Origin of the sequence: Enterobacter sp. S-33, from assembly GCF_028735835.1 — a bacterium.
Taxonomy (GTDB): domain Bacteria; phylum Pseudomonadota; class Gammaproteobacteria; order Enterobacterales; family Enterobacteriaceae; genus Enterobacter; species Enterobacter vonholyi.
This window is the reverse complement of record NZ_CP117838.1, coordinates 4,573,450-4,594,941: the sequence shown is the minus strand read 5'-3', so window position 1 is coordinate 4,594,941 and position 21,492 is coordinate 4,573,450. Positions and strand designations below refer to the sequence as shown.

19 protein-coding genes are annotated in these 21,492 nt (G+C 54.0%); 2 read left to right on the top strand and 17 right to left on the bottom strand.

The features are described from left to right. Nucleotides 1–175 precede the first annotated feature (175 nt). From glmS to asnC, 15 genes are all read right to left on the bottom strand, one after another. Nucleotides 176–2,005, bottom strand: a complete 1,830-nt coding sequence (gene glmS / locus PUP35_RS21835; protein ID WP_048990817.1) for a glutamine--fructose-6-phosphate transaminase (isomerizing) — start codon at nt 2,003–2,005, stop codon at nt 176–178. Nucleotides 2,006–2,231: 226 nt separating this feature from the next. Continuing rightward, nucleotides 2,232–3,602: a bifunctional UDP-N-acetylglucosamine diphosphorylase/glucosamine-1-phosphate N-acetyltransferase GlmU gene (gene glmU / locus PUP35_RS21830; RefSeq protein WP_115876777.1), complete on the bottom strand. Its 1,371-nt coding sequence runs from the start codon at nt 3,600–3,602 to the stop codon at nt 2,232–2,234. Between the two features lie 138 nt (nt 3,603–3,740). Continuing rightward, a complete protein-coding gene (locus PUP35_RS21825) occupies nt 3,741–4,160 on the bottom strand; it encodes a F0F1 ATP synthase subunit epsilon (RefSeq protein WP_003862360.1) in 420 nt (139 codons plus the stop codon). 20 nt (nt 4,161–4,180) lie between these two features. After that, complete coding sequence (gene atpD, locus PUP35_RS21820; RefSeq protein ID WP_003862362.1) at nt 4,181–5,563, bottom strand: F0F1 ATP synthase subunit beta; 1,383 nt, start codon at nt 5,561–5,563, stop codon at nt 4,181–4,183. Between the two features lie 31 nt (nt 5,564–5,594). Continuing rightward, complete coding sequence (gene atpG, locus PUP35_RS21815; RefSeq protein WP_133295377.1) at nt 5,595–6,458, bottom strand: F0F1 ATP synthase subunit gamma; 864 nt, start codon at nt 6,456–6,458, stop codon at nt 5,595–5,597. A gap of 51 nt (nt 6,459–6,509) precedes the next feature. Next, nucleotides 6,510–8,051: a F0F1 ATP synthase subunit alpha gene (gene atpA, locus PUP35_RS21810; RefSeq protein ID WP_006808751.1), complete on the bottom strand. Its 1,542-nt coding sequence runs from the start codon at nt 8,049–8,051 to the stop codon at nt 6,510–6,512. 12 nt (nt 8,052–8,063) lie between these two features. Next, nucleotides 8,064–8,597: a F0F1 ATP synthase subunit delta gene (gene atpH, locus PUP35_RS21805; protein ID WP_023309790.1), complete on the bottom strand. Its 534-nt coding sequence runs from the start codon at nt 8,595–8,597 to the stop codon at nt 8,064–8,066. A 14-nt stretch (nt 8,598–8,611) separates the two neighbouring features. Continuing rightward, complete coding sequence (atpF, locus tag PUP35_RS21800) at nt 8,612–9,082, bottom strand: F0F1 ATP synthase subunit B (RefSeq protein ID WP_014072436.1); 471 nt, start codon at nt 9,080–9,082, stop codon at nt 8,612–8,614. Nucleotides 9,083–9,130: 48 nt separating this feature from the next. Then, on the bottom strand, nt 9,131–9,370 hold the full coding sequence (gene atpE, locus PUP35_RS21795; protein WP_000429386.1) for a F0F1 ATP synthase subunit C: 240 nt from the start codon (nt 9,368–9,370) through the stop codon (nt 9,131–9,133). Between the two features lie 49 nt (nt 9,371–9,419). Continuing rightward, nucleotides 9,420–10,235: a F0F1 ATP synthase subunit A gene (atpB, locus tag PUP35_RS21790; protein WP_008500193.1), complete on the bottom strand. Its 816-nt coding sequence runs from the start codon at nt 10,233–10,235 to the stop codon at nt 9,420–9,422. 8 nt (nt 10,236–10,243) lie between these two features. Beyond that, nucleotides 10,244–10,624, bottom strand: coding sequence for a F0F1 ATP synthase subunit I (gene atpI / locus PUP35_RS21785; protein ID WP_008500194.1), 381 nt, complete (start codon nt 10,622–10,624; stop codon nt 10,244–10,246). Nucleotides 10,625–11,240: 616 nt separating this feature from the next. Next, entirely contained in the window at nt 11,241–11,864 is a 624-nt protein-coding gene (gene rsmG / locus PUP35_RS21780) for a 16S rRNA (guanine(527)-N(7))-methyltransferase RsmG (RefSeq protein WP_115876778.1), read from the bottom strand. A gap of 107 nt (nt 11,865–11,971) precedes the next feature. Further along, nucleotides 11,972–13,861, bottom strand: coding sequence for a tRNA uridine-5-carboxymethylaminomethyl(34) synthesis enzyme MnmG (mnmG, locus tag PUP35_RS21775; RefSeq protein ID WP_115876779.1), 1,890 nt, complete (start codon nt 13,859–13,861; stop codon nt 11,972–11,974). 374 nt (nt 13,862–14,235) lie between these two features. Further along, on the bottom strand, nt 14,236–14,685 hold the full coding sequence (mioC, locus tag PUP35_RS21770) for an FMN-binding protein MioC (RefSeq protein ID WP_271369048.1): 450 nt from the start codon (nt 14,683–14,685) through the stop codon (nt 14,236–14,238). 90 nt (nt 14,686–14,775) lie between these two features. After that, on the bottom strand, nt 14,776–15,234 hold the full coding sequence (asnC, locus tag PUP35_RS21765) for a transcriptional regulator AsnC (protein ID WP_008500198.1): 459 nt from the start codon (nt 15,232–15,234) through the stop codon (nt 14,776–14,778). A gap of 151 nt (nt 15,235–15,385) precedes the next feature. Here asnC and asnA point away from each other — a divergent pair, with 151 nt between their 5' ends. Beyond that, nucleotides 15,386–16,378 (top strand): aspartate--ammonia ligase, encoded by a 993-nt coding sequence (asnA, locus tag PUP35_RS21760; protein ID WP_115876780.1) that lies wholly within the window; start codon nt 15,386–15,388, stop codon nt 16,376–16,378. On the opposite strand, the gene viaA is transcribed toward asnA, so the two are convergent. Then, the gene (gene viaA, locus PUP35_RS21755) at nt 16,379–17,830 is read right to left on the bottom strand and encodes an ATPase RavA stimulator ViaA (RefSeq protein WP_115876781.1); all 1,452 of its coding nucleotides are present in this window, start codon (nt 17,828–17,830) and stop codon (nt 16,379–16,381) included. Beyond that, nucleotides 17,824–19,320, bottom strand: a complete 1,497-nt coding sequence (gene ravA, locus PUP35_RS21750) for an ATPase RavA (protein WP_274241400.1) — start codon at nt 19,318–19,320, stop codon at nt 17,824–17,826. Before ravA ends, viaA begins: the two co-directional genes overlap by 7 nt. Nucleotides 19,321–19,542: 222 nt before the next feature. Between ravA and kup the strand changes: the two genes are divergently transcribed. Further along, nucleotides 19,543–21,411 carry a low affinity potassium transporter Kup gene (kup, locus tag PUP35_RS21745; RefSeq protein WP_023309781.1) on the top strand — a complete coding sequence of 623 codons (1,869 nt, stop codon included), beginning with the start codon at nt 19,543–19,545 and terminating at the stop codon, nt 21,409–21,411. Nucleotides 21,412–21,492 lie beyond the last annotated feature (81 nt).

Sequence of the window (21,492 nt, the reverse complement as noted above, 5' to 3'; positions counted from 1 at the left end):
TTTCATCGTGTTAGCCACTTTTATGACAATACGTTTTCAGAAATATTTTCTTTATGTGACACTGAAAAAAGTAGCTGAAGATGACAAATTGTCATTATTAAAAACGAGACAGGATTGATTAAAAACAAACCGGGCGGGATAAAAAAGCTCCACCCGAGGGTGGAGCCTGAAGGGATTATTCTACGGTAACTGATTTCGCCAGGTTACGCGGCTGGTCAACGTCGGTGCCTTTGATCAGCGCCACATGGTAAGCCAGCAGCTGCAGCGGAACGGTATAGAAGATCGGTGCAATCACCTCTTCCACATGCGGCATCTCGATGATGTGCATGTTGTCGTTGCTGACAAAACCGGCATCTTTGTCGGCGAAGACGTACAGAACACCGCCACGGGCACGCACTTCTTCGATGTTAGATTTCAGTTTTTCCAGCAGTTCGTTGTTAGGTGCCACAACGATGACCGGCATATCCGCGTCAATCAGCGCCAGAGGGCCGTGTTTCAGCTCGCCTGCCGCATAGGCTTCCGCGTGGATGTAGGAGATCTCTTTAAGCTTCAGTGCGCCTTCCAGCGCAATCGGATACTGATCGCCACGACCCAGGAACAGGGCGTGATGTTTGTCAGAGAAATCTTCCGCCAGCGCTTCGATGCGTTTGTCCTGAGACAGCATCTGCTCAATACGGCTTGGCAGCGCCTGCAGACCATGAACGATGTCATGCTCAACGGACGCATCTTCACCTTTCAGACGCGCAAGCTTCGCCACCAGCATCAGCAGAACGGTCAGCTGCGTGGTAAACGCTTTGGTTGAAGCCACGCCGATTTCGGTGCCCGCTTTAGTCATCAGCGCCAGATCGGATTCACGCACCAGCGAGGAGCCCGGGACGTTACAGATGGCCAGAGAGCCCAGGTAGCCCAGCTCTTTAGACAGACGCAGCGCTGCGAGCGTATCCGCCGTTTCGCCGGACTGGGAAAGGGTTATCATCAGGCTGTTACGACGCACCGCAGATTTGCGATAGCGGAATTCAGACGCGATTTCCACATCGCACGGCACGCCCGCCAGGGATTCAAACCAGTAGCGAGAAACCATACCGGAGTTGTAGGAGGTGCCGCAGGCCACGATCTGAATATGCTCGACCTTGCTGAGCAGTTCGTTCGCGTTTGCGCCCAGCTCGCTCAGATCCACTTCACCGTGGCTAATGCGCCCGGTCAGGGTGTTTTTGATGGCGTTTGGCTGCTCGTAAATCTCTTTCTGCATATAGTGACGGTAAGCGCCTTTGTCGCCCGCGTCGTACTGCAGATTCGATTCGATCTCCTGACGCTTCACCTGCTCGCCTTTAGTATCGAAGACGGTCACGCTGCGACGGGTCACTTCCGCGATATCACCCTCTTCGAGGAAGATAAAGCGACGGGTAACCGGCAGGAGCGCCAGCTGGTCAGAGGCGATAAAGTTTTCACCCATGCCCAGACCGATAACCATCGGGCTACCGGAACGCGCGGCCAGAAGCGTTGACGGATCGCGGGAATCCATGATCACCGTACCGTACGCACCGCGCAGCTGAGGGATAGCACGGAGCACCGCATCACGCAGTGTACCGCCCTGCTCCAGCTCCCAGTGCACCAGGTGAGCAATCACTTCGGTGTCAGTTTCTGAGACGAAAGTGTAGCCGCGCGCTTTCAGTTCTTCGCGCAGCGGTTCGTGGTTTTCGATAATGCCGTTGTGCACCACCACGATGTGTTCAGACACATGCGGGTGCGCGTTACCTTCAGACGGTTCGCCGTGCGTCGCCCAGCGGGTGTGCGCAATACCGGTTCCCCCGTGCAGCGGATGTTCTTCCGCGGCCTGGGCCAGCATCTGCACTTTACCGAGACGACGCAGACGGGTCATATGACCTTCTGCATCGACGACAGCCAGACCGGCAGAGTCGTAACCACGGTATTCCAGACGACGTAAACCTTCGAGAAGGATTTCAGCAATATCACGCTGCGCAACTGCGCCAACAATTCCACACATAATTTTAGATTCCGAATTTAGGCATTATGCCTGCGTTGTCGCTGACCTGTATTTGCCCTTTCCGGGCGCCCCGAGCCTTGTAGAGAGTGGGGTTATTTTTATGGGTACTGCTTGTGGGGGGAGGATTATATTATCCCCTCACCCCGGCCCTCTTCCCAAAGGGGCGAGGGAGAAAAACACCGCACCGAACGATCCCCTCTCTCCTTTGGGGAGAGGGGTAAATCCGTTACTTTTTCTTCACCGGACGTTTCCAGCCCTGTTTGCTGACCTGCGGAACGCGGCTTAACACCAGCTCGTTCTCGGCCACATCGCGCGTTACGGTTGTTCCGGCTGCAATGGTCACCCCGTTACCCACGGTAACAGGCGCCACCAGCTGCGTATCGGAGCCCACGAACACATCATCACCAATGATGGTTTTAAACTTATTCGCGCCGTCATAGTTACAGGTTATGGTCCCTGCACCAATATTCACGTTATTGCCAATTTCCGCGTCGCCCAGATAGGTCAGATGACCGGCTTTCGAGCCTTTACCCAGACGCGCTTTTTTCATTTCCACGAAGTTACCCACGTGAGCGCCTTCCAGCAGCTCTGCGCCCGGGCGCAGACGCGCAAACGGGCCGATGGTACAGGCCACGTCCAGACGGGCATCTTCCACCACGCTGTACGGGCTGATTTCGCAGTCGTCACCAATAATGCTGTTTTTAATCACGCAGCCGGCACCGATTTTGACGCGGTTGCCCAGCGTCACGTTACCCTCGAGGATAACGTTAGTATCAATTTCAACGTCACGACCGTGAGATAACGAACCACGCAGATCGAAACGCGCCGGATCGCGCAGCATCACACCTGCCAGAAGCAGTTTTTCAGCCTGCTCGGACTGATAAACACGCTCCAGACGGGAAAGCTGAAGGCGGTTATTCACCCCTTCGGTTTCGCTAATACGCGCCGGATGAACCGCCGCAATCTCACGTCCTTCCTGATACGCCATCGCAATGATGTCGGTGATGTAGAATTCACCCTGCGCGTTGTTGTTGTCGAGTCTGGACAGCCAGCGCTTCATATCCGCGCCATTGGCAATCAGGATACCGGTGTTGATCTCCTGAATCTGGCGCTGTTCGTCGCTGGCATCTTTGTGCTCAACAATACCCGTGACGTTACCGTTTTCACGGGTGATACGGCCATAACCGGTTGGATCGTCCAGCACGACGGTTAATAAACCGATGCCGCCCTGCGGTTTGGCTTCACGCAGGCGAGTCAGGGTTTCAACGGAGATCAGCGGGACATCGCCGTAGAGCATCAAAATGTCTTCGTCATCCGCAAAGAACGGTGCTGCCTGCTGCATCGCATGACCTGTGCCCAGCTGTTCAGCCTGAAGCACCCAGTTGAGCTTGTCGTCGCTCAGCGTCTTTTTAAGAAGATCGCCGCCGTGGCCGTAGACCAGGTGGACCTGATTGGCACCCAGTTCATTCGCTGCATCAATGACATGCTGCACCATTGGCTTTCCAGCAAGCGTGTGAAGCACTTTAGGCAGATCGGAATACATGCGGGTCCCTTTGCCTGCGGCAAGGATCACCACGCTCATCGCACTGTTTGACATATGCATCCTGACGGTAGTTTGAGTGTGAAGTAAAAACGTTTGATGCTTAAAATTCTACATCTTTTTCATCATGAATTAAGGCCGAAAAAAAAAGCCAGCCTGGTATCCAGACTGGCTTTTGTGCTTTTCAAGCCGGTGTTACATCGCTTTTTTGGTCAACTCGATAACGCGCAGTTTCGCGATCGCTTTGGCCAGCTCCGCAGACGCCTGAGCGTAATCCACGTCACCATGAGAGCTGTTAATGTGCTCTTCAGCCTTACGCTTCGACTCCAGGGCTCGCGCTTCGTCGAGATCCTGGCCACGAATAGCGGTATCGGCCAGAACGGTCACACTGCCAGGCTGCACTTCAAGAATGCCGCCGGACAGATAGATAAACTCTTCGTGACCGAACTGTTTAACGATGCGGATCATACCAGGCTTAATGGCGGTGAGCAGCGGTGCGTGACCCGGGAAAATACCCAGTTCACCTTCACTACCCGTTACCTGGATTTTCTCGACCAGACCAGAGAACATTTGTTGCTCTGCGCTGACGACGTCCAGGTGGTAAGTCATTGCCATATCACCCTCCGATTAAGGCGTTAAAGTTTTTTGGCTTTTTCCACAGCTTCTTCGATGGAACCAACCATGTAGAACGCCTGCTCTGGCAGGTGATCGTATTCGCCTTCCATGATGCCTTTAAAGCCACGGATGGTGTCTTTCAGGGAAACGTATTTACCTGGAGAACCGGTAAATACTTCCGCAACGAAGAACGGCTGGGACAGGAAGCGCTGGATCTTACGCGCACGTGCTACCACCAGTTTGTCTTCTTCAGACAGTTCATCCATACCCAGGATGGCGATGATGTCTTTCAGTTCCTGGTAACGCTGCAGCAGAGACTGTACGCCACGCGCGGTGTCGTAGTGCTCCTGACCAACAACCAGTGGATCCAGCTGACGGCTGGTGGAGTCCAGCGGGTCAACGGCCGGGTAGATACCCAGAGACGCGATCTGACGGCTCAGTACCACGGTTGCATCTAAGTGCGCAAAGGTGGTTGCTGGAGATGGGTCAGTCAAGTCATCCGCAGGTACGTATACCGCCTGAACGGAAGTGATAGAACCGGTTTTGGTAGAGGTGATACGTTCCTGAAGAACACCCATCTCTTCCGCCAGCGTAGGCTGGTAACCTACCGCTGAAGGCATACGACCCAGCAGTGCAGATACTTCCGTACCGGCCAGGGTGTAACGATAGATGTTATCAACGAACAGCAGAACGTCACGGCCTTCGTCACGGAACTTCTCAGCCATCGTCAGGCCGGTCAGCGCAACGCGCAGACGGTTTCCAGGTGGCTCGTTCATCTGGCCGTAAACCAGGGATACTTTGTCCAGAACGTTGGAGTCGGTCATTTCGTGGTAGAAGTCGTTACCCTCACGAGTACGTTCACCTACACCCGCAAACACAGAGTAACCGGAGTGCTCGATCGCGATGTTACGGATCAGCTCCATCATGTTTACGGTTTTACCTACACCCGCACCACCGAACAGACCAACTTTACCGCCCTTCGCAAATGGACACATCAGGTCGATAACTTTGATACCGGTTTCCAGCAGTTCCTGAGAGCTGGACAGCTCTTCGTAGGAAGGTGCCGCGCGGTGGATAGCCCAACGCTCTTCTTCACCGATGTCGCCTTTCATGTCGATTGGCTGACCCAATACGTTCATGATACGACCCAGTGTTGCTTTACCTACCGGGACTTCGATCGGGTGCTCAAGGTCTTTTACTTCCAGACCACGACGCAGACCGTCGGAAGAACCCATCGCGATGGTACGCACGATACCGCCGCCGAGCTGCTGCTGAACTTCCAGCACCAGGCTCTCGTTACCATTCTGTACCTCAAGCGCGTCGTACACGCGTGGTACGGCGTCCTGAGGGAACTCGACGTCCACCACGGCGCCGATTACCTGGACAATCTTTCCAGTAGCCATCTTGAATCCTCTACGTAATTCGTAAACCTGGTTAAACCGCGGCGGCCCCCGAGACGATCTCGGTGAGTTCCTGAGTAATGCTGGCCTGACGAGCTTTGTTGTAAACCAACTGCAGCTCTTTAATCAGGCTGCCGCCATTATCGGTCGCGGCTTTCATCGCCACCATTCGTGCGGCCTGCTCGCTGGCCAGGTTTTCTACAACGCCCTGATAAACCTGAGATTCAACGTAACGACGCAGCAGGGTATCCAGCAGCGGTTTCGGATCGGGTTCATACAGGTAATCCCAGGTTTTTTGCTTCAGCTCGCCATCTTCTGATGCCGGTAACGGCAGCATCTGAGTGAGCGTTGGAACCTGAGACATGGTGTTAATGAATTTGTTGCTGACAACGTACAGTCTGTCCAGACGGCCTTCATCATAAGCCTGCAACATCACTTTAACCGGGCCGATCAGTTCGGACAGGGACGGGTTATCACCCATACCGGTCACCTGAGCGACAATGTTGCCACCAACGGAGTTAAAGAAAGAGACGCCTTTAGAGCCGATCATTGCGATATCGCACTGAACGCCTTTTTCAGACCATGCTTTCATATCCGCCAGCAGTTTTTTGAACAGGTTAATGTTCAAGCCGCCACACAGACCACGGTCGGTCGACACCACCAGGTAGCCCACGCGCTTAACTTCGCGTTCTTCCAGGTAAGGGTGCTTATATTCCAGATTACCGTTTGCAAGGTGACCAATCACTTTGCGCATGGTTTCTGCATAAGGACGGCTGGCCGCCATGCGATCCTGCGATTTACGCATTTTGGAAGCGGCGACCATCTCCATCGCTTTAGTGATCTTTTGCGTGTTCTGGACGCTTGCGATCTTACTACGTATCTCTTTTGCGCCGGCCATGAGCTTCTCCTCAATGCCAGGCGGCTTGTCCTGAGACAAGCCGCCGGACGATTACCAGGATTGGGTTGCTTTGAAGGAATCGAGGATAGCTTTCAGCTTGCCTTCGATTTCGTCGTTATAGCCACCGGTCTGGTTGATCTCTTGCATCAGCGGAGCGTGATCACGGTCGACGTAAGCCAGCAGAGCGGCTTCGAAGCTACCGATTTTCGCCAGTTCCACATCTTCGAGGTAACCGCGTTCAGCCGCGAACAGTACCAGGCCCTGCTGAGCAACAGACATTGGTGCGTACTGTTTTTGCTTCAGCAGCTCGGTCACTTTCTGACCGTGGCTCAGCTGTTTACGGGTTGCTTCGTCCAGATCGGATGCGAACTGAGAGAACGCAGCCAGTTCACGATACTGTGCCAGCGCGGTACGGATACCACCGGACAGTTTCTTGATGATCTTGGTCTGAGCAGCACCACCAACACGGGATACGGAGATACCCGGGTTAACTGCCGGACGAATACCGGAGTTAAACAGGTTGGTTTCCAGGAAGATCTGACCATCGGTAATAGAGATTACGTTGGTCGGAACGAACGCAGAAACGTCACCCGCCTGGGTTTCAATGATCGGCAGAGCGGTCAGAGAGCCCGTTTTACCCTTCACTTCACCTTTGGTGAAGTTCTCGACGTATTCCGCGTTAACGCGGGAAGCACGCTCCAGCAGACGAGAGTGGAGGTAGAATACGTCGCCAGGGAACGCTTCACGTCCAGGTGGACGACGGAGCAGCAGGGAAACCTGACGATAAGCAACAGCCTGTTTAGACAGGTCATCGTATACGATCAGCGCATCTTCACCGCGGTCACGGAAGTATTCGCCCATTGCGCAACCGGCGTATGGCGCCAGGTATTGCAGTGCAGCAGATTCAGACGCGGTCGCTACCACAACGATGGTGTTAGACAGTGCGCCGTGCTCTTCCAGTTTACGAACCACGTTAGAAATGGTGGACGCTTTCTGGCCGATGGCCACGTACACGCATTTGATGCCGGAGTCACGCTGGTTGATGATGGCGTCGATAGCCATCGCGGTTTTACCGGTCTGACGGTCACCGATGATCAGTTCACGCTGACCACGACCGATTGGGATCATGGCATCAACGGACTTATAACCTGTCTGAACAGGCTGATCTACGGACTGACGGTCGATAACGCCTGGTGCGATAACTTCGATTGGAGAGAAGCCATCGTGCTCAACAGGACCTTTACCGTCGATTGGCGCACCCAGGGTGTTAACAACGCGACCCAGCAGGCCACGGCCAACCGGTACTTCCAGAATACGGCCAGTACACTTAACCTTCATGCCTTCGGCGAGGTCAGCGTATGGACCCATCACAACTGCACCTACGGAGTCGCGCTCCAGGTTCAGTGCGATAGCGTAACGGTTACCCGGCAGGGAAATCATCTCACCCTGCATACAATCGGCCAGGCCGTGGATACGGATAACACCGTCACTTACAGAAACAATAGTACCTTCGTTGTGAGCTTCACTCACAACACTGAACTGAGCAATGCGCTGCTTGATCAGTTCGCTGATTTCGGTGGAATTCAGTTGCATGCTCCAGTCCCCTTAAGACTGCAAGACGTCTGCAAGGCGTTCAAGACGGCCGCGTACGCTGCCATCAATGACCATATCACCCGAACGGATGATTACGCCTGCCATTACAGACTTATCGATTTTGCAATTCAGCTTAACTTTGCGTGACAGACGTTTTTCCATCGCGGCGGTGATTTTCGCAAGCTGTTCATTACTCAGTTCAGTCGCAGAAGTCACTTCGACTTCAGCGGTTGCTTCACTAAGGGCACGTAAGTGCTCAAACTGCTCGAGAACATCCGGGAGCACACGGAGACGACCATTTTCTGCCATCACCTTAATCAGGTTCTGGCCGTTGGCATCCAGTTGCTCTCCGCACACGGCGATAAACGACGCGGCGAGAGTTTCAGGTGCTAACGCACCGGAAAGCAACTCAGCCATTTGTTCGTTTTTCGTCACCTCAGCGGCAAACGCCAGCATATCCTGCCAGCGATCGACATTTTGGTGTTCGACAGCAAAGTCAAAAGCTGCTTTGGCGTAGGGGCGAGCTACCGTAACAAATTCAGACATCAGCCCCTCCCTCCTTACAGTTCAGCGACAAGTTTGTCCACGATGTCGCTGTTAGCAGCTTCATCCACGGAACGTTCGATGATCTTCTCGGCGCCAGCAACAGCCAGAATCGCAACCTGCTTACGCAGTTCTTCACGAGCACGTTTACGCTCAGCATCAATTTCTGCCTGAGCCTGTGTCACGATCTTAGTACGTTCCTGTTCTGCTTCAGCTTTGGCTTCGTCCAGGATCTGCGAACGGCGTTTGTTAGCCTGTTCGATGATAACCTGAGCTTCCGCTTTCGCTTTTTTCAGCTGGTCTGTCGCGTTGGCCTGTGCAAGGTCCAAATCTTTCTTAGCGCGTTCTGCAGAAGCCAGACCGTCAGCAATTTCTTTCTGACGTTTTTCGATGGCAGCCATTAAAGGCGGCCATACATACTTCATGCAGAACCAGACAAAGAGAATAAACGCGATGGCCTGGCCGAGGATTGTTGCGTTCATGTTCACAGCACAATACCTCTTTAATATCTGTGGCTTAGGGTTTTAAAACTACTACTACGCGACAGCAAACATCACGTACAGACCCAGACCTACAGCGATCATTGGGATAGCATCCACCAGACCCATAACGATAAAGAACTGAGTACGCAGCAGAGGAATCAGATCAGGTTGACGCGCTGCGCCTTCCAGGAATTTGCCCCCGAGGATGCCGATACCGATCGCAGCACCGATAGCCGCCAGACCCATCATCACAGCGGCAGCCATGTACAGCAGATCCATATTCAGGTTTTCCATGACAGTCTCCAGTTTGTTTCAATTAAAACGTAGTAGTGTTGGTAAAAAATCAGTGCTCTTCAGACGCCATCGACAGATAGACGATCGTCAGAACCATGAAGATAAAGGCTTGCAGCGTAATGATCAGGATGTGGAAAATGGCCCACGGCACATTCAGAACCCACTGTGACCACCACGGCAGAAGACCCGCGATCAGAATGAAAATCAGCTCACCCGCATACATGTTGCCGAACAGTCGCAGACCCAGTGAAACAGGTTTGGACAGCAGGCTAACGCCTTCCAGGATCAGGTTGACCGGAATAAACGCCCAGTGGTTGAACGGCTGCAAGGTAAGCTCTTTCACAAAGCCGCTTACGCCTTTCATTTTGATGCTGTAGAAAAGAATCAGGATAAATACGCCCAGCGCCATCGACAGGGTGATGTTCACGTCCGCAGACGGTACAACACGCAGCGCTGGCAGGCCGAAGATGTGCTCACCGATAAACGGCAGCAGATCGATTGGCAGCAGGTCCATCAGGTTCATCAGGAAGACCCAAACGAACACGGTCAGGGCCAGCGGAGCAATCAGCTTGCTCTTGCCATGGTACATGTCTTTGACGCTGCCATGGACGAAGCCGATGATCATTTCGATGAAGGTCTGGAATTTCCCTGGTACACCGCTGGTCGCTCGTTTAGCAACACCGCGGAACATGGCCAGGAACAGAAGACCCAAAACCACCGAGAAGAACATGGAGTCGATGTTGATCGTCCAGAAGGTGGCCGGGGGGTTATGTGGATCCACCAGCGAGAATGTACGCAGGTCCAACTGAAGGTTATTCAGATGGTGACCTATGTAATCCTGCGGCGTCATATTTTCTGAAGCCATGATGCCTTTTACCCTTTGTTATTGATTACAGCTGGAGCCAGAACTTGTACCACCAGCACCAAAACCCACGTTGCTATCAGCGGCATGAAGACCACTTTCAAAACCGCCAGCGCCATCACCAGTAGAGCAAAGGTCAGCAACACCTTACACACTTCGCCGAGAGCGAAGGACCAGGCCACGCGGCCTTTGGCGGGTGTATGCGCCTGATGACGCCAGGCAAAAATCATAAACAACACGTTTGGCAGCACAACCGCCAAACCCCCGCACACGGCGGAGATGCCCCAGAAGGGGTCTTTGAGGCTAAACAGCAGTCCACTTGCTATCACAGCCAGAAACTGAATGAACAGAAGCTTACGAGCAACGTTTCTACTCAAGAGCGACACAGACATCACGTTTTTACTCCTGCTCCCTTCGAGGTATGTCGCGTGTCGTATAAAACGTCCTTTAAGGCTCAGAGTCAAGCATCAAAAAGCGGTCAAATTATACGGTGCGCACCCGTGATTTCAAACATTAAGTAGCGAAAAGGTGAATAAATGTTTAAATATTTTTCCCCACCGCTATTTTTTAACTTTCGAGCAAAGCACCAACCTTCGACCAAAACTGCAAACAGCGCGAAAACGTTGTCGATAAAGCGTGCACGAGATCACAAAACACACATTTGCGATAAGGTTGTATTTATCAAAGACGCAAATCGCAGAAATTTATCTTTATGAAATTAAACGCAAAATATCGCAACTATTTTCAAAACAGCCCGGTACACAATAAAAACCTTTTATTGACATTCTTAATAAATAATTAACATTGCGTTCTGGTTACTGCTTTCCACTTTTAGCAGACTTATATTTTCACAGATGACTATCTTCAAGAGGAAGAATAGTCGCCAGGTTAACCAGAAGAAAAACCTTAGTAAAAACGAGGTTAAAAGCTCACCAGTAAATCCCCGGTAGTTGTGCTGTTTTTTAACATGCGAAGAACAGCACAAATTCCACATTTTTTATTAATTTTTTAAAAATTGTTTGGCTTAATTATCACCAGATGACGTTCGCCATCGAGCTGAGGAATGTTTAATTTCTCGATGGATTCAACAGCAAAACCGTCCGGAAGCTGTTCAATCTCATCGCCTGGCAACTGCCCTTTTAGCGCATAAAAGCGGCCATTCTCAGCAGGTAAGTGCTTGCACCAGCTCACCATATCATTGAGCGACGCAAATGCGCGGCTGATAACCCCGTCAAACGGCGGCTCTGCCGGGAAAGCCTCTACCCTGCTCTGTACGGGCGTAATATTTTCAAGCTTCAGCTCATGCTGTACCTGACGTAAAAAGCGCACACGCTTGCCAAGACTGTCCAGAAGCGTGAAATGGCTCTCAGGGCGAACAATCGACAGCGGAATACCCGGCAGACCAGGGCCCGTCCCTACGTCGATAAAACGCTCACCTTTCAGATAAGGGGCAACCACGATGCTGTCGAGAATGTGGCGAACGAGCATCTCGTTGGGGTCGCGAACAGACGTCAGGTTGTACGCTTTATTCCATTTATTCAGCATATCGACATAGGCCACCAGCTGATTTTTCTGGTGATCGGTGAGCGAAATACCTGCCTGATCCAGCAGACGAGAGAGTTTGTTGAGCACGGTGAATACCTGTTGGAAAACTTAGGTGGCGGGTGGCGCTTGGCTTACCCGCCCTACGGGTTCAGTAGGCCCGGTAAGCGCTGCGCCACCGGGCAATATTCCGGGCCTTACGCGCTACGGCGCAGCATGCCCTGCTTTTTCAGCCACACCAGCAGAATGGAAATCGCTGCAGGCGTGACGCCGGAGATACGTGAGGCCTGGCCGATCGAGACCGGTTTGTGATCGTTCAGCTTGGCGATCACTTCGTTGGAAAGGCCAGTCACCTGGCGGTAGTCCAGCATTTCCGGCAGCAGCGTGTTTTCGTTACGCTGCTGTTTTTCGATCTCATCCTGCTGACGCGCGATGTAACCTTCGTACTTAACCTGGATCTCAACCTGCTCTGCCGCTTCAGCATCTTCCAGGCCCGGCGCGAACGCGGTCAGTTTGACCAGGTTCTCGTAGGTGACTTCAGGACGGCGCAACAAATCTTCACCGCTGGCCTCGCGCGACAGCGGCGCGGTTAAGTGAGCGTTTACTTCGGCAGCGGTTTCCGCCTGCGGATTCACCCAGGTGGTTTTCAGGCGCTGACGTTCCTGTTCAATGCGCTCCAGCTTCTCGTTAAAGCGCGCCCAGCGTTCGTCATCGACCAGACCCAGCTCGCGGCCGATTTCGGTCAAACGCAGGTCGGCGTTATCTTCACGCAGCATCAGGCGATATTCCGCGCGAGAGGTAAACATACGGTACGGTTCTTTGGTACCCAGCGTGCAGAGATCGTCAACCAGCACGCCCAGATACGCCTGAGAACGGCCGGGTGCCCAGCCCTCTTTCTCAGCAGAGAAGCGCGCGGCGTTCAGACCGGCAAGCAGGCCCTGTGCAGCCGCTTCTTCGTAGCCGGTGGTGCCGTTAATCTGACCCGCAAAGAACAGACCGTGGATGAATTTGCTCTCCAGGGTTGGCTTCAGGTCACGCGGATCGAAGAAATCGTACTCAATAGCGTAGCCAGGGCGAACGATTTTTGCGTTCTCCATGCCCTGCATTGAGCGAACAATTTGCATCTGCACGTCAAACGGCAGGCTGGTGGAGATGCCGTTCGGGTAAATTTCGTTCGAGGTCAGCCCTTCCGGCTCCAGGAAGATCTGGTGCTGGTTACGATCGGCGAAGCGCATCACTTTGTCCTCGATCGACGGGCAGTAGCGCGGACCGATCCCTTCGATCACGCCGGCGTACATCGGGCTGCGATCGAGGTTATTGCGGATCACATCGTGGGTTTTCTCGTTGGTATGCGTGATATAGCACGGCACCTGCTGCGGATGCTGTGCCGCATTGCCCATGAACGAGAAGACCGGCATTGGGTTATCACCGTGCTGTTGCGCCAGCACGCTGAAATCAATGGTGCGCGCATCAATACGCGGCGGCGTACCGGTTTTCAGGCGGCTGACGCGCAGCGGCAGTTCACGCAGACGGCGAGACAGTGGAATAGAAGGCGGATCGCCGGCACGGCCACCGCTGTAGTTATCGAGACCAATATGAATTTTACCGTCAAGGAATGTACCCACGGTCAGCACCACGGCTTTGGCGCGGAATTTGAGGCCCATCTGGGTCACGGCACCCACGACGCGATCGTTCTCAACGATTAGATCTTCAACCGCCTGCTGGAAGATCATCAGGTTCGGCTGATTCTCCAGGGCGGTACGCACCGCCTGACGGTAAAGCACGCGGTCTGCCTGGGCACGGGTCGCACGCACAGCGGGACCTTTACTCGCGTTTAGTATCCTAAACTGGATGCCGGCCCGATCGATCGCTTTCGCCATCAGGCCGCCAAGTGCATCCACTTCTTTTACCAGGTGTCCTTTCCCAATGCCGCCAATCGCCGGATTACAGGACATTTGTCCCAGCGTGTCGATATTGTGTGTCAAAAGCAGGGTCTGCTGACCCATTCGCGCTGCGGCCATTGCGGCCTCAGTGCCTGCGTGACCCCCGCCAATGATGATGACGTCAAAAGGATCCTGATAAAACATGGTGGTCTGCCTCGCGTAAAGCGGTATGAAAATGGATTGAAGCCCGGGCCGTGGATTCTACTCAACTTTAGTCTTTCGAGAAAGCATTGGGATCCTGGGCTATTAAAAAGAAGATCTTTTTATTTAGAGATCTGTTCTATTGTGATCTCTTATTAGGATCGCGAACCTGTGTGGATAAGTCCGATCTCATAAAGAAGATCATGCAGTTAGAAAGGATCGTTTGCTGTGAATGATCGGTGATCCTGGACCGTATAAGCTGGGATCAGAACGCGACTTTATACACAGGCTAAAAACGGCGCTACGGTTGTTATTTGGATAACTACGGGTTAATACGAGCTTTTAACCAGAGTTATCCACATCTGTTCGCGCGATCTTTAATCGTTTTTGAGTAAATTTTTCCATTCCGCGAGCCAGATCTCGGCTGGATCCTCGGGAATGTCATGATCGAGGATGTTGATCTTGAGCGTTTCACCCAGCTGTTTTGCTCCGCAGGAGGTAACAGCGGCTTCGACTTTCTCTATTGCCCCGCAAAAGGTGTCATATTCACGACTGCCGATCCCCACTGCGCCAAAACGGATGTTTGACAGGTCGGGCTGCTGTTCCAGCAGTTCGTCATATAAAGGTTGCAGATTATCCGGCAGATCCCCCGCGCCGTGCGTGGAGGTGATCAGCAACCAGACCCCGTCAGTCGGGAGATCTTCAAGCAACGGGCCGTGCAGGGTTTCCGTGGAAAAGCCCGCCTCTTCCAGCTTTTCAGCCAGATGTTCCGCTACGTATTCCGCACCACCAAGGGTGCTGCCGCTGATAAGGGTAATGTCCGCCATTGATCGCTCGCCCAGATAAAGAGACGGCCATTGTACGCTGTGAACGAGCTGGGATCTACCTGTGGAAAATGTGGGAATGAATTTGCCCGATCACGGGCGGATGGTACGCATGATCGGGTTTTGCAGGGAGATCAGGGTCTCGGTGGACTGAATTTCATCGATTGTTTGGATCTTGTTGATAAGTACCTGCTGGAGTGCGTCGATGGATCGGCACATAACTTTAATAAAGATGCTGTAGTGCCCGGTGGTGTAGTACGCCTCGGTGACTTCATCCAGCGCGTTCAGTTTCGCCAGGGCAGAAGGGTAGTCTTTGGCGCTTTTAAGAATGATGCCGATAAAGCAGCAGACGTCGTAACCCAGCTGCTTTGGGCTGACGTCAATGCGCGCACCGGTAATGATCCCTGCCTGCTTCATCTTTTCTACGCGAACGTGAATGGTTCCCGGGCTGACGCCAAACTGTTTCGCCAGTTCGGCGTAGGCGGTACGGGCATTGGCCATTAACGCCTCCAGAATGCCGCGGTCGAGATTGTCGATCTGATAATTTTCCATAGCTTTTTCTTATGAAGATTAATGAATCACTTTATTCTAGCGCTATATTTTATCGAATCAAAAATGGAGGTGGCTTTTTGTTGATGGGTTATTGAATAAGGCGCCGTTTCTGTTGCTTAATCAATATCAACAGGACGCAGGAGTATAAATAATGAAAACCGCTTACATCGCAAAACAACGCCAGATCAGTTTCGTAAAATCCCATTTTTCCCGCCAGCTGGAAGAGAAGCTTGGGCTGATTGAAGTCCAGGCACCGATCCTCAGCCGCGTGGGTGACGGGACGCAGGATAACCTCTCTGGATGCGAAAAAGCGGTACAGGTGAAAGTGAAAACACTGCCAGACGCCCAGTTCGAAGTGGTTCATTCACTGGCGAAGTGGAAGCGTCAGACCCTGGGACAACACGACTTCAGCGCGGGCGAAGGGCTCTACACGCACATGAAAGCCCTTCGCCCTGATGAAGATCGCCTTTCACCGATTCATTCTGTTTACGTTGACCAGTGGGACTGGGAGCGCGTAATGGGTGATGGTGAACGTCATATCGGTACGCTGAAATCCACCGTTGAGGCGATCTACGCCGGGATCAAAGCAACCGAAGCGGCAGTGAGCAAAGAGTTTGGTCTGGCAACGTTCCTGCCGGATACGATCCACTTTGTCCACAGCCAGGAACTGCTGACCCGTTTCCCGGATCTGGATGCCAAAGGCCGCGAGCGTGCGATCGCCAAAGAATTAGGTGCTGTGTTCCTGATCGGTATCGGCGGCAAATTGTCTGATGGCAAACGCCACGACGTTCGTGCGCCTGATTATGATGACTGGAGTACTGCGGGTGAGGGCGAATTTGCCGGGCTGAACGGCGATATTCTTGTCTGGAACCCGATACTGGAAGACGCATTCGAGCTCTCTTCTATGGGGATCCGCGTGGATGCTGACGCGCTGAAGCGCCAGCTGGCGGTCACCGGTGATGTAGACCGTCTCAAACTCGAGTGGCACCAGGCGCTGCTGCGCGGCGAAATGCCGCAGACGATTGGCGGCGGTATCGGCCAGTCCCGTCTGACCATGCTGCTGCTGCAATTACCTCATATCGGTCAGGTTCAGTGTGGTGTCTGGCCGCAGCAGGTACGTGAAAGCGTTGGCTCTCTTCTGTAATTAACGCTGCCAGCGTCTGAGCAGGCGGCTACGCAGCCCGGTATCAAAGCGCCAGATATGATCGAAGATGCGCATGATGCCGGGTTTTCCATGGGCGGACATCGCCACCGCATGAAAACGGTGTTGATGCACCCGCTGTAATTCCTTCACCTTATTGACCACATCATCCGGCAGCCGCTGGGCAATAAAATCGGAAATCACCACTGCGTCAGCGTCGTACCAGTCGCCGCCCTGCATACGCTCCACAATGCTGCGAAAACAGCTTGCCAGATCGGTTCCACCGCGAAAACGCTGGCTCAGGAAGCGGATTGCCTGCTCGATCCCCTGCTGGTTCGTCAGCTCATAGCCCACGACTTCGCTGGAGAACAGCATGATGAAGCAGCGACGGCGATCGGCGAGCGCCACGCGCATCAGTGCCAGACAGAACGCCTTCGCACACTGCTCGTTAAACCCACCCATCGATCCGGACGTATCCACGCAAACTATGAATGGCCCGCGCGGCTGTTCATCAAAATCCTGATGAGCCACAGGACGCTGGCTTACCTTTTCGCGCCAGGCTTCGCCGTGCAGCCGGTAGGTGAGGAGCTGTTTTTCCACCAGCCGACGATAAAACTCATACTCCAGCTCGGTCATCCCGAGCGTGCTCAGTTCCGTGGGCAGCAGGCGTAAAATGTCATCACTCTGCTGGAGCCCGTCGACCTGCTCCGGCACGGTAGCCGGTTCGCGCACCAGGGTGCGGAAGGTCTCCATGGGGGCATCTTTCTTTGGGACCGACTTTGCCTCCCTTGAGCGACCCAGCTGTTCTGCAAGCTTCATCAGCTCGGGCTGCTGCGCCAGAAAATCGCCGTATTTGACGATCAGCTGATAGTCCCCGCGCCGGAGCTGACCGGCGCTCATATCCCAGAGACGCCCTGCGGCGTTTTCATTCTCCACCAGCACCTGCTCAAGCTGGCCGCTTAAGGTCATGCGCTCCTGAACTTCACTGAGCAGCTGTTCGCGCTCTTCGTCCAGCAGCTGCTGGTTTAGCGTCGTAGCCTGCACCACCAGGCTGAGGCGCCAGCGCTGTAAGAAGAGGGTGTGCAGTGCGGGAGTGAACGTGGCGTTATCCGTGACCAGCGCCCGGGCCTGGCTGGCAAACGGAGAGTGGACCTTGTCGAGCAGCGTCAGGGTTTGCGGAAGCTGAACGATAAACTGCGATGTGGAGAGCCGCTGGCACTGCTGATAACAGGCCACCTCTTCCGTTAGCTCAGGCGGAACTTCGGTCTCCCTGAACCGCTGACGCAAATTTTCCCGCCAGCGCGGAAGATCGTCCGTCATCGCCTTTTTGAGCTTCGGAAATTTTTCAAAGAAGGCTGCCAGCTGCGGCGAAGCCAGAAGGGTTATGACCACTTCTTCGATCAACCCTTCCTCGCTGACGGCCAGCATGACGTTAAGCGTATCCAGAGTTAGCATTGACGCGCCTGTTTAATCTGCGCGCTGACGTCCTGCAGGCTGGCTTCGATGCGACCTAACCAGTCGCTATGAATAAAGAGGCACTTTTGCTGCTCGCTAAAGCGGGTGTGCTGCTGGTGCCATTCCGTATCCAGCGCTTCCAGCTGCTGCTTAATCTCTTCCGGTACGCTGTCCGAGGCGGTGCCCGGCAGCGCCAGACGCGATCCCTGCAGGCTGACGTCGCGGATCACCAGATGCTGGCTGCTGTCCACTTCCATATTCAGCGGCTGCGCGAAACCGATGCCGTTGAGCTTTCCACGGATCTCTCCGCCCTTATCCAGCCACTGTGCCAGCGCCTCGCGCTCAATCGTCACATGCACCACCTGCATATCATGCAGCTTAAGCGGCTGTTGGAGCAGCAGGGTCAGCGTCGGGCTGGTGAGTTCAGTGGGTAATTCATAGTGCGGTTTGCGTGCGAACATCCCCCCCAGGCGATTCACTTTCAGCGCGGTTTTATCACTTTGCTGCTGCTGGAGCTGGATGCGCCGCTGGGCAATCGCCCCCAACTGATTGAGCATCGCCTGCTGTCCCCAGGCGTGTCCGGTCATCAAAACGTCAAGCTGCTGCTGCATCAGATTCATGCCTTCCGCGTCGTGCCAGAGGCAATCTTTCAGCAGGATCAGATCGATGGGGGCAACGGCATCGCGGCCACTGAACAGGGCGCTGGCCTGCAGCAGACGGATCGCTTTTTTCCAGCGGCGATCGGAGACATAGGGCGCCGAAGGAAGGTGATCAAGCTGCTGACGCAGCAGATAGATCAGCTCGAATACCGCGTCCGGCAATTTGATTTTGCCAATATCCTGCTGCCACTGGTGGTACTCCTCATCCGTCACCTGCAGCGAAGCGGGGACCGGATTTTCGCTCTCGTCCTGCTGGCTGACCAGCATGGAGCGGAAGTTGGATTTATCCTGTACTTTGTCCAGCCACAGGCGGATCAGCATACGGTCATACAGCGCTTCCAGGCTGCTGTCGGCTTCAGGCAGTTCGTTTGAGGCGGCCACCAGCAGGCGCATTGGGATTTTTTCTTCACTGGCGCCGTTGCGGAACTGACGTTCGTTTATCGCCGTGAGCAGGGTGTTCAGAATGGCCGGTCCCGCTTTCCAGATCTCATCAAGAAAGACAATTTCAGCCTCCGGAAGATACCCTTCTGTCAGACGCTGATAGCGCCCCTCATCTTTCAGTGCCTGAATGGAAAGCGGGCCAAAAACTTCTTCTGGGGTGGAAAACCGGGTCATGAGATATTCGAAGGCGCGGGCGTTCTGAAAAGCAAATTTTAGCCTGCGGGCAATCAGGCTTTTGGCAATGCCCGGCGGACCCAGCAAAAACACGCTCTCGCCGCTCAACGCCGCCAGTAAACAGAGGCGAATGGCGTGGCTACGCTCGAAAAGGCCTTTCTCCAGCGCGCTGCTAAGGCGGGAAATTCTTTCTGCTAATAAATGTGAGTGAGCCATAATAGTTTTGCATCCTTTCGCCGTCGTGGCGGCCAATTGAAGCGAGTATAGACGTTTCAGTCAGGGCTGGTAATAGACTGAAGTGCGGCGCAATTTTCTTTGCGCTACATTAATGCGGTTGCATTTAGGGGTACGATTTTGCAATGAATCGTGCATACTGTGCGCTTTTTGTGGGCCAAGGGACCAGGAACACATTTGTTATTTAAACGAAAAGACTAGTCTATGAGCACTGATAATAAGCAATCATTACCCGCAATAACGCTTGCGGCGATCGGGGTTGTCTACGGTGATATTGGCACCAGCCCGCTTTATACGCTTCGTGAATGTCTGTCCGGCCAGTTTGGCTTTGGTGTTGAGCGCGATGCCGTATTTGGCTTCCTGTCCCTCATCTTCTGGCTGCTGATCCTGGTGGTTTCCGTTAAATATCTCTCCTTCGTTATGCGTGCTGATAACGCAGGTGAAGGTGGGATCCTGACCCTGATGTCCCTTGCAGGGCGCAATACGTCAGCCAGGATGACGTCCGTGCTGGTGATTATCGGCCTGATTGGCGGCAGCTTCTTCTATGGGGAAGTGGTGATAACGCCGGCTATTTCGGTGCTCTCGGCGATAGAGGGGCTGGAAATTATTGCCCCGCAGCTCGATTCATGGGTTGTTCCTCTGGCCATTATTGTCCTGACGCTGCTGTTTATGATCCAGAAGCACGGTACCGGGCTGGTGGGCAAACTGTTTGCGCCGATTATGCTGGCCTGGTTCCTGATCCTGGCGGCGCTTGGTTTGCGCAGCATTATTGCTAACCCGGAAGTGCTGCATGCGCTGAACCCTTACTGGGCCGTGCATTTCTTCCTTGAATACAAAGTGGTTTCCTTCGTGGCGCTGGGTGCCGTCGTGCTCTCCATCACCGGTGTGGAAGCGCTATATGCTGACATGGGGCACTTCGGGAAACTGCCTATCCGCGTGGCCTGGTTTATTGTGGTGCTGCCGTCGCTGGTGCTGAACTATTTCGGCCAGGGTGCGCTGTTACTTAAAAACCCGGAAGCGATCAAGAACCCGTTCTTCCTGCTGGCACCTGACTGGGCGCTGGTGCCGATGCTGATCCTGGCGACGCTGGCGACCGTCATTGCCTCTCAGGCGGTGATTTCCGGCGTGTTTTCTCTGACGCGCCAGGCCGTGCGTCTGGGGTATCTCTCTCCGATGCGCATCATCCATACCTCTGAGATGGAGTCGGGCCAGATCTACATCCCGTTCGTTAACTGGCTGCTCTACTTCGCTGTTGTGATTGTTATCGTCAGCTTCGAGCACTCCAGCAACCTGGCGGCGGCGTACGGTATTGCGGTAACCGGTACGATGGTGCTGACATCGCTTCTCTCCACCACGGTGGCGTACCGAAACTGGCACTGGAATAAATTCCTCGTGGCGATGATTCTGGTGGGCTTCCTGTGCATTGACGTGCCGCTGTTCTCCGCAAACCTCGACAAGATTGTCTCCGGCGGCTGGCTGCCGCTGACGCTGGGTCTGGTGATGTTCATCGTCATGACCACCTGGAAAAGCGAGCGTTTCCGTCTGCTGCGCCGTATGCACGAGCACGGGAACTCTCTTGAGGCGATGATCGCTTCTCTGGAGAAATCCCCGCCGGTCCGCGTGCCGGGCACCGCGGTGTACATGTCTCGCGCCCTGAACGTCATTCCCTTCGCGCTGATGCATAACCTCAAGCACAACAAAGTGCTGCACGAGCGCGTGATTCTGCTGACGCTGCGTACCGAAGATGCGCCTTACGTTCACAACGTGCGTCGTGTGCAAATCGAGCAGCTCTCCCCGACATTCTGGCGCGTGGTGGCGAGCTACGGCTGGCGTGAAACGCCAAACGTGGAAGAGGTGTTCCACCGCTGCGGTCTTGAAGGGCTGAGCTGCCGGATGATGGAGACGTCGTTCTTTATGTCTCACGAATCGCTTATCATCGGCAAGCGCCCTTGGTATTTGCGCCTGCGCGGCAAACTGTACCTGATCCTGCAGCGTAACGCCCTGCGCGCGCCTGACCAGTTTGAGATCCCGCCTAACCGCGTGATAGAGCTGGGTACGCAGGTCGAGATTTAAGTCCTTTCGAAAATGCCGGGTGGCGCTGCGCTTACCCGGCCTACCAAACCCGTAGGCCCTTGCAAGCGAAGCGCCGTCGGG